We start from the raw sequence: 9,915 nt of genomic DNA on the forward strand, positions 1-9,915 counted from the left end.
TGAGATCCCCGACTTCTTGAAGAAGTCAGGGATATGGTTTTAATTCCATTTATAGCAACCGCCATAGCGGTTAGGACACATCATTTATGTAGAGACGCGCCATGGCGCGTCTCTACAATGGTGCCGAAAGTCCTAATCGATGTGTCTACTGCTATAACTCCAAGGCAAAGAAAACATGAATATTATTATCGACTAAAAAACTTTGTTGAAATAAAGTGAAAAAGCAACATCCTAAAATTCTTATCTACTGTCACCATTTAAAAATTGCCGTACCCCTTGAAGATAAACATCCGGGGCTTCCAACATCGGGAAATGAGCCGTATCGGGAATTTCCCAATACTCCACCTTCTCACTCAACGCCGCTGCCCGTTGTCCCAACACAGATGGAATAATCTGATCATATTCCCCCGCCACTAATAACGTTGGTACAGTTAACTGGGCAAATTCCGATGGCATTACCTCCGCCGCATACTTACTCACCGACGTTAACATCGTCCCCAATGCGGCATCATAATCCGCTATGATAAAATCTTCTAAAAATGCCCGACTTATGGTATCCGGTAGGGGACGATGCAAAAATCGCGCCATAAACAACGCCCCGGCAAAGGGAATGCGTAAAAACCAGCGGGGGCGGTATTTTACCACATAACCGCCAAACTTATGAAACGCGGCAAAGGATTTTTCCTCATATTCAAAAATACCGCTACAAGTTAAAATAGCCCGTTCCACTTGATCCGGATAGCGGTTGAGGAACATCGTCGCCACCGATGCACCCAGGGAATGAGCATTAATATAGACGCGCTTGAGGGCGAGCATCTCTAACAGTATCGCCAAATCTTCGGCATAGTCCTCCATTTCATAGAGTAACCCAACCGATTCTGAAGGCAGACGCGATCGCCCAAATCCGCGCAAATCGTAAAGCAAACAATTAAACTGATCCGACAGCGCTTCAGCCGTACTTTGCCAATACCGAGCCGAACCGCCCCAACCATGAATAAACACCATGACAGGCTTATCATCCAAGGGCTGGGACGTAGCCATCCACTCGTAGTAATGATCGACGCCGCGAACGTTAACTAGAGGCATTCTTGATTCGTTTCGATACCACCACTGATAACAATATTATGCCGATTCTGGTTTGGGTAGGGATGACGGATGCAGCAACAATTCCGCTGTCGAGCGTTTCTCTACCATTTCCCGGGTAATCGTACAGCGAGTCACATCCTTGCGCGAGGGCAATTCGTACATCACCTCTAGCATCAACTCTTCCACAATACCCCGCAGCGCTCGCGCTCCCGTTTTCCGCCGATAAGCTTCCTGGGCAATAGCTCGCAGCGAGTCTTCGGTAAACCCAAGCTGCACATTGTCCATCTTCAACAATTTCTGATATTGCTTCACCAAAGCATTGCGCGGCTGGGTCAAAATCGCGATCAGAGCTTCTTCATCCAAGGGATCAACCACCGCCGCGATGGGAATACGACCGATAAATTCCGGAATCATCCCGAACTTCACCAAGTCATCGGGTTCTAAATGTCGCAGTAAATCCGCCGCCCGTTTTTCTTTAGATTGACCTTCTCCCGGCTGAATAAAGCCGATTGAGCGCTTACCAAAACGCTGTTCAATCACCTTCTCTAGACCGACAAAGGCACCACCACAAATGAATAATATATTACCTGTATCAATCTGAATGCAGTCTTGATAGGGATGCTTTCGTCCGCCCTGAGGTGGCACATTGGCAACGGTTCCCTCAAGCATCTTCAGTAACGCTTGCTGAACCCCTTCCCCAGAAACATCCCGCGTAATCGAAGGGTTTTCGCTCTTACGGGCAATTTTATCAATTTCATCGATATAAATAATTCCCCGTTGTGCTTCTTCAACATCCAAATCTGCTACCTGCAACAGCCGTAGTAAGATGTTCTCAACATCTTCACCCACATAACCCGCTTCCGTCAGCGTTGTCGCATCGGCAACGGCAAAGGGGACATCGAGTACAGCCGCTAAGGTTTGCGCCAGTAAGGTTTTACCACAACCCGTAGGTCCGAGGAGCAAAATATTCGACTTTTGCAGTTCCACCGGATCATCTGATCCAGCTTTGCCCTTTGCCTTGGCTTCAAGAAAACTTAGGCGCTTATAGTGGTTATAAACAGCCACGGAGAGAACTTTTTTCGCATCGTCCTGACCGATGACATGTTCGTCAAGATAGTTTTTCAGTTCCCGAGGTTTAGGAATCTGATTCAGTGACAAACCCGAAGCCCGAGTGCGACGTTTTTGTGGGGGTTCTGAGCGGGGAACTTGCTGGGGAGCCGGAGCGCTGGAATCAAGCAACTCCTCATCTAAAATTTCGTTACATAAATCTACACATTCGTCGCAAATGTAGACTCCCGGTCCCGCAATTAGCTTGCGAACCTGCTCTTGAGACTTGCCACAAAATGAACATTTTAGATGGGAGTCGTATTTAGACATAAGGAGCCTCTTACTTAATAGAAGTGACGGTGGCTTCGCTCTTGAGATTCTCTCGCGAGATAACTTGGTCTACTAAACCATACTCTTTGGCTTCCGCTGCTGACAGAAAAAAGTCGCGCTCAGTATCCGTGGCGATTCTTTCATAAGGTTGACCCGTATGATACGCCATTAGCTCATTGAGCTGATTTTTATGATATAAAATTTCCTTCGCTTGGATTTCAATGTCAACGGCTTGTCCTTGGGCGCCACCTAGGGGTTGACTGATCATGATCCGGGCATTGGGCAGGGACATACGTTTTCCAGGGGTTCCCCCGGTTAGTAGAATCACGCCCATATCCGTCGCCGCACCAAAACATATTGTGACAATATCGGGACGAATCTGTTGCATTGTATCGTAGATCGCCATTCCCGCAATCACTCCCCCGAGTCCAAGAATGGGACCACCGGGGGAGTGAATGTAAAGCTGGATATCTTTGGTGGGATCTTCGGCTTCTAAATACAAAAGCTGGGCAATGATCGAGTCAGCCACTACATCATTGATTCTTGTTCCCAGAAACACAATCCGTTCCCGCAGTAGCCGCGAGTAGATATCAAACGCCCGTTCCCCGACGCCAGACTGTTCAACCACCATCGGGACGATGTTGCTTGAATTTGAATGACTATTTGTACTAGTACTAACAGAGTAAATTTCCGGGGAACTCCAGCTTGTAAATGAGTAGTCAGGGAACTGGGATTGCAGCATAGAACAAGGATTAAAGTATTTGTGTCAACAAGTGAATGGTTTTCCCGGCAGGTTTGAACACAGATGTTCTCCGGAAGCCTTGGGCGGGAGTTACCCACGTTAACTTCTAGTTACCATTATGCCTTAGCAACATCAATAAGTGCTGAAGATAGCGATTAAATCTTTTGCCCAAGACTGATCGCTCCTGCTTGTTCTGGGTTAACTCCCCAACCCCCAAGTTTATTCGCTCGTTGCCGTTTGCTCAGAAGCATCAGGGGTGGGTGATGGTTCCTCGCTTTCCTGATCAGCTGTGGCTTCAGGTTGAGCGGTGGTCTCTTCACTTGCCTCAGAGCCAGTTTCCGGTGTATCCGTTGTTTCTTCCGTTGTTTCTTCGGTCTCTAGTGATCCTTCCGGAACCAGTTCAATGGTAGCGTGTTCTTCCAACCATTGAATCGCTTTCTCTTTGAGCAAATCCGACTTGACGAACTCCCGCAAGCGTTGTGGATCGACATCTTGCCCTGCCAATTGTTTCATCACTTCCTGACATTTGGCATCCATCTGTTCATCATCCACAGTCAGGGATTCCCGTTTCGCCAGTTCCTCAAGGGCAAGGGATTGGCGCAGCCGCGCGATCGCATCAGGGCGGGAACGCTGACGCAGTTGGGGCATCATTTCCGCTGTGAATACTTTCTGCAGATCCATCCCATAGTTTTCCATCTGGATCGCCGTCTGGGTTAATATCGTCTGAATTTCCTGCCCAATCAGGGTTTCGGGTAGGTCAATCTCAACTTGTGCCACCAGCGCTTCGATTAAAGCGTTTTCCTTATTTGTTTTGGTTTCTTGCTCAGCTTTTTCGGCAAATTGTTTGGCTAAGGATTCGCGTAATTCGCTGATGGTTTCCTCTTCACTAATATCTTGGGCGAAGTCGTCGTCGAGTTCCGGTAACTCCTTTTCCTTGAGTTCTTTGAGGGTAAGGGTAAAGACGGCACTCTGGTTGGCTAAATCCTCTCGCGGATAATCCTCCGGAAATGTCACCGACACCTCTTTGGTTTCCCCCGGTGTCATGCCCACAATTCCCTGAACAATGTCAGCCAGAAACCGTCCTTCTTCCAGTTCTAGCTGAAAGTCAGTCGCCTCACCGCCAGAAATATCAACGGCTTCCTCTCCCTCAGGTGTCAAACGACCTTTATAATCCACAACCGTCACATCACCCATTTGAGCAGGGCGCGATTCGACTGGAATCAGCGTGGCGTGCTGAACCTGGCGTTCTGCTAAAAAATTATCCACCGCGTCAGGATCGGGTTTTACTTCTTCAGCTTGAACACTGAGATTCCCGTAGTCTCCCAAATTTATGTCTGGCGGCACATCCACCGATGCCGAGAAGGTTAACGGTTGTCCCGGCTGGAACTGACTCAGTAGTTCTTCAAAGGTGGAAACTAGCTGGTAGTTGCCCAGTGCCTCAATGGTTTCTTGGCTTAGGGCGTCCCGTAAACTATTTTGTACCAAATCTTCCAGCGCCGCTTCTTTGATCCGTCCAGGACCAAGACGCTGGAGCAAAATTTGACGCGGCACCTTTCCCTTGCGAAACCCAGGAATGTTGGCAGAGCGGGCAAGATTTTGCACGACCTTCTCGTAGACCTTCTTGGTAGTTTCGGCAGGAATTTCAATTTCCAGACCGAGTTGGCTCTTGGGGAGTTTTTCCTGAGTAACTTTCATCTGTCTTCCCCCGTGGAGGTCTCCACCAAGCTGAGTACAGCTATGGTGGTGGGAGGAAACGGGGGGCAGATCTCGACTCCGCTCGATACAAGTGGTCTAGGCAATATATCCATAACTGATTGGTTTTTCAACTGAAATACAGTGCAGGTTTTTTGATGGGAAACCTACAAAACCAACTCGGATTACTCCGGTAATGTTAGCTTAGACAATGTTAGTGGTCGGTACTTTCTCAAAAGCACTGCCTCCCAGATGACTGTTTAACTTTTGAGTTTTAGAGCTACAGACTAGCTACGCATCCGTAGGTAAGAACTTAAACACTTGCCACTAACGTAGGCATTCCTGCCTGAGTCGGGTCAACTCGGGCTATCTTACCAGCCCCCGTTATAATCGGTACTCCGATTTAACGGTGGGTTGTTGACTGACGCTTGTTTTGGAGACAACTGAATTTTAGCTCTTTCGGGGGGACGCATCACGCTCACTCAACAGTAGAGCGTGAGATGAATGACGAATGATTCAACAGCTTTGTGATCATCGAGTTCTTTTAGAGGGTAATGCAAACACCTCATGATATGCTAGTCTGACAACGAGTTATTTTGAGTTCTAGTCATTGTTTCAGGGTATAAAAGAGACATAGATTGAGTCGGTCGGGCGGGGTTTCCGTATCTGATGATAGTACATTCAGAGCGTCTACAGCAGCGAATCTACCCCTAAACCAGCTAGGCTAGGCAAAAGGTTTCCATTGTCGAAGCCAGGAGAACTTGGACTGCCTGTTCCAGCAGACGTAGCCAGCTACGTCTAGAAGCCAGGATATGAATTGAGCTGCCTACTCATCAACTCCGAACGAGAACTGTTATCGTTAATTTGTCCCGTTAAGGGCAAGCCAACGGTAAGATCTCAGTCAATTGGCGCAAACCTAGGTCTGTCGTGTTATCACAAGACAAAAATCGCCTTTGTTCAAATCTTATGGGTTTTGTCAGAATATAGATTACATATTTCCCTTAAATAATGTTTTAAGCTTAAGAAAATTTAATTGTTTTTTTGGCTGCGTTAAGTCACTGTCCACGGAATCGATGTGTTAAAAAATTGGAGGTAGATCATTTGTCTAGTCAAGTTCGCGTTGCTATACTGGGCGCAACGGGTGCAGTCGGCGCCGAGTTACTGGAATTATTAGAAAGTCGTAACTTTCCCCTTACCCATTTAAAGCTTTTAGCCTCACCTCGTTCGGCGGGACGGACTCTCCAGTTTCGAGGCGAATCCCTACCGGTGGAAGCCGTAGGGGAGGATTCGTTTAAAGAGGTGGATTTGGTTTTAGCCTCGGCTGGGGGGTCAACATCCAAAGCTTGGGCATCTAAAGCCGTTGAGCAGGGAGCTGTGGTGGTTGACAATTCCAGCGCTTTTCGCATGAATCCTGACGTCCCCCTGGTTATTCCTGAGGTCAATCCGGAAGCGGCGGCGAAGCATAAAGGGATTATCGCCAATCCCAACTGCACGACGATATTAATGGCAGTAGCCGTTTGGCCCCTGCATCAGGTGCAACCTATCCAACGGATTGTCGTGGCTACCTATCAATCAGCTAGCGGTGCAGGTAGACGGGCGATGGAAGAACTTAAAGCCCAAGCTCAAGCCATTTTGCAGGAGCAAACGCCACCCACGGAAAGCTTTCCCTACCCCTTGGCATTTAACCTGTTTCCACACAATTCTCCCTTAAATGATCAGGGATATTGTGAGGAAGAGATGAAAATGGTCAATGAAACCCGTAAGATTTTCAACGATCCCCAGATTCGTATCAGCGCCACTTGTGTTCGAGTTCCTGTGCTACGAGCTCACTCAGAAGCGATTAATCTAGAGTTTGCTCAACCCATGTCTGTCGCCACAGCCAAGGAGTTACTGGCTAATGCGCCGGGAGTGCGACTGGTTGAAGATTGGCAGGCGAATTATTTCCCCATGCCGATAGATGCTACGGGTAAGGACGATGTACTGGTGGGGCGAATTCGACAAGACTTGTCTCATCCCAGTGGATTAGAGATTTGGTTGAGTGGTGACCAAATTCGCAAAGGGGCAGCGTTGAATGCTGTACAAATTGCCGAGTTGTTGGTGGAACGAAATTGGTTAAAGCCAGCAACAGCAATGATGGCTTATTAATTTGTCATTGGTCTTATTTCCTTTGTTCTATCCTGTGGCAAAGCTGTTGTGTATCTATTGTCGTTAGTTCAGAGTTAATTTTAGCTTGATCGGCGAGAAGCCTCACACCATAATCTTTGATTTGGTGTGAGATGAATCGCCTGTGTAGAGTGTGAGTTATAATTGAACTTAAGGAGGTGATAAAAATTGAAGCGAAGCAAAGACACATTTAAACTGAACTACCAGTATAGAATTGTGCTGGATAAGCAACAAAGTTATCAGCTAAATGAATGGCTGTACAAGTTGTGCCGGATACACAATCTGATGTTGGAAGAACGGTTTAACTGGTGGGAGCGTAATCGCTCACCTGTCAATGCTTGTCCAATTTTTGTAACTTATTTACCAGACCTCAAAGACCCGCCAACCTATTACTCACAGAAACGGGCAACCCATTGGTCAAGGGAATCGAATAAACACCTGTACGAAGGGGTTTATTCCCAGGTAATCCAGGAAGCAATTAAGCGGGTAGAAGATACGTTTAATCGGTTTATTAAAGGCGATTTAAATAGGAAGCGAAGCGGAAAACCTCGCTTTAAATCAGTGCGGCGATACCGGACAGTTTCTATCCCTCAACTAAAAGCTGATTGCCTGAGTGTTACGGTTAACCCGCATCGGACCAAAAACGGCGGTACACGACGGGATATTGCCTATATCAACCTACCCAAGGTGGGTCAGGTAAAACTAATCTACCATCGCCCAATCCCAGAAGGATTCACTATCAAAGCGGCGCTAGTTTCCCACAAAGCAGATGGTTGGTATATTTGCTTAACCCTAGAGGATAAATCCATCCCCAAGTTTAAGCCATCAGAGATAGAAGCAACAGAAGATAACTCCATTGGATTGGACGTTGGTTTGGAGAAATTATGGACGGCATCGGATGGGGAAATTGAGCCTATTCAACAACATTACCGTCAGTCCGAGGCGAAGTTGGCAAGGTTGGCTAACCGCAAAGATGGGAAGCCGCATAAGTCGGCATCACGACGAAAGCTGGCGAAAAAAATATCGAAGCATCACCAAAAGTTACAGCGGAAGCGAAAGCAATTTCATTATGAATCGGCGACTCGACTGGTGAGCCGGGATGAGAAGGTGTTCTTTGTCGAAGACATCAAGCCAGGGAACTTGTCCCGAAAAAACAAGCCAAAACAGGACAAAGATGGGAAATATTTACCAAACGGACAAAGCGCTAAGTCAGGTTTAAACAAATCAATCAATGACGCTGGCTGGGGTCAATTCCTTTCAATTCTCAATTACAAAGCTGCGAAAGCTGGTAAATTGGTGGTGAAAGTAAAGCCTCATAACACAAGCCAGGTATGCTCTTGTTGTAATCGCGTTGAACAAAAAGATTTATCAGTACGAATTCACCACTGTTTATGTGGGTTTGTGCTGGACAGAGATTGGAACGCTGCGATTAACATCAAGAAAGTGGGGCTGGGCATATTCCCCACTATAAAACGCCGGAAGCGTCGTTTTAGCCCTGAGCGAAGTCGAAGGGCTAAAACGGAACCCCAAAGGAAGCCTACACCGTACCCCTAGGGTCGGTGTAGGAGAATGTCACCTCTATCCCTAATGACTAATGACTAATGACCAATGACCAATGACCAATGACTAACGACCAAATAGGAGTGAAATAAGGGTGGTCAATTTTGGACGTGTATTAACGGCAATGATTACGCCGTTTAAAGAAGACGGCAGTGTAAATTATCAGGTTGCTGAGAAATTAGCGGCTCATTTAGTGGAACAGGGTACCGATACCGTCGTCGTCTGTGGTACAACGGGTGAATCACCGACACTGACATGGGATGAAGAGTCTCAGTTATTTCAGGTGGTGCAGAAAGCGGTGGCGGGAAAAGCCAAGGTAATTGCTGGCACAGGGTCAAATTCTACCCAAGAAGCGATCTCAGCCACCCAAAAAGTCGCTAAACTAGGGGTAGATGGTTCATTACAAGTTGTTCCCTATTACAATAAACCCCCCCAAGAGGGACTCTATAATCATTTCCAGGCAATTGCTAAATCCAGCCCTGACTTGCCTGTGATGCTCTACAATGTACCAACGCGCACGGGTCAAAACCTCCAACCGGAAACCGTTGCCCGTTTAGCGGAAATTCCCAATATTGTAGCGATTAAAGAGGCGAGTGGTAGCTTCGAGCAAGGCAGTCAAGTACGGCGTCTGACGCCACCGGATTTTGCCATTTACTCAGGAGAAGATTCCTTTACCCTAGCCTTATTAGCATTGGGGGCAACCGGAGTCGTCAGTGTTTCCTCCCATCTCGTTGGTCTAGAACTCCGGCAGATGATCCAGGCTTTCCAAGCGGGTCAAATTGACCTAGCCAGAGACATTCACTTAAAGCTTTTTCCTTTATTTAAAGTCTTGTTTTGTACTGCCAATCCTATTCCACTCAAAGCCGCATTAAAACTTCAAGGATGGGACGTCGGTTCACCCCGTCCACCCTTGAGTGAGCTGCCGATGGAATTGGAACAACAAGTCAAGACGGTTCTCCAAGACCTTTCTTTACTTTAAATTGTCATCAATGTTGTTGATGTAGATGTATAGGAGAGTTAAATTTCCCGTCAAATAAATACAACGAAACATTTATCTATGAACTACTCTTGATTTTTGGGCTAAAGTAGCCTATTGTCTGTTCCTTGCCCATTGAGGTGCTAGAGAAATAATTTATCGATGATTCTATAGTTTTTATCGATAAACTCTAGAAACCAGCTCAGTTTTTTAATAAAACTTGTGAATCAAGTTGAATTAATGACAGCAGGCATTGAGCCAAGGATACCATTTTGAATGGTAACCTCGTGTTCTTTATTGTCTTGATTTTTATAGCCGT

7 protein-coding genes are annotated in these 9,915 nt (G+C 46.7%); 3 read left to right on the top strand and 4 right to left on the bottom strand.

Going from position 1 to position 9,915, the window contains the following annotated elements:
* Positions 1–240: 240 nt before the first annotated feature.
* The 4 genes from MC7420_RS27040 to tig all read right to left on the bottom strand — a co-directional run bounded on the left by MC7420_RS27040 (position 241) and on the right by tig (position 4,900).
* Positions 241–1,086, bottom strand: a complete 846-nt coding sequence (locus MC7420_RS27040; RefSeq protein WP_044209972.1) for an alpha/beta fold hydrolase — start codon at positions 1,084–1,086, stop codon at positions 241–243.
* Between the two features lie 36 nt (positions 1,087–1,122).
* Entirely contained in the window at positions 1,123–2,463 is a 1,341-nt protein-coding gene (gene clpX / locus MC7420_RS27045) for an ATP-dependent protease ATP-binding subunit ClpX (protein WP_006104480.1), read from the bottom strand.
* A 10-nt stretch (positions 2,464–2,473) separates the two neighbouring features.
* A complete protein-coding gene (clpP, locus tag MC7420_RS27050; protein WP_044209974.1) occupies positions 2,474–3,205 on the bottom strand; it encodes an ATP-dependent Clp endopeptidase proteolytic subunit ClpP in 732 nt (243 codons plus the stop codon).
* A gap of 219 nt (positions 3,206–3,424) precedes the next feature.
* Complete coding sequence (gene tig / locus MC7420_RS27055; RefSeq protein WP_006104399.1) at positions 3,425–4,900, bottom strand: trigger factor; 1,476 nt, start codon at positions 4,898–4,900, stop codon at positions 3,425–3,427.
* 1,098 nt (positions 4,901–5,998) lie between these two features.
* Between tig and MC7420_RS27060 the strand changes: the two genes are divergently transcribed.
* From MC7420_RS27060 to dapA, 3 genes are all read left to right on the top strand, one after another.
* Positions 5,999–7,042, top strand: a complete 1,044-nt coding sequence (locus tag MC7420_RS27060; RefSeq protein ID WP_006104370.1) for an aspartate-semialdehyde dehydrogenase — start codon at positions 5,999–6,001, stop codon at positions 7,040–7,042.
* A 186-nt stretch (positions 7,043–7,228) separates the two neighbouring features.
* On the top strand, positions 7,229–8,614 hold the full coding sequence (locus MC7420_RS27065; RefSeq protein ID WP_044209975.1) for an RNA-guided endonuclease InsQ/TnpB family protein: 1,386 nt from the start codon (positions 7,229–7,231) through the stop codon (positions 8,612–8,614).
* Positions 8,615–8,714: 100 nt separating this feature from the next.
* Complete coding sequence (gene dapA / locus MC7420_RS27070; protein WP_044209978.1) at positions 8,715–9,599, top strand: 4-hydroxy-tetrahydrodipicolinate synthase; 885 nt, start codon at positions 8,715–8,717, stop codon at positions 9,597–9,599.
* The last annotated feature ends 316 nt before the right edge of the window (positions 9,600–9,915 follow it).

This window comes from Coleofasciculus chthonoplastes PCC 7420 (assembly GCF_000155555.1).
Lineage (GTDB): Bacteria > Cyanobacteriota > Cyanobacteriia > Cyanobacteriales > Coleofasciculaceae > Coleofasciculus > Coleofasciculus chthonoplastes_A.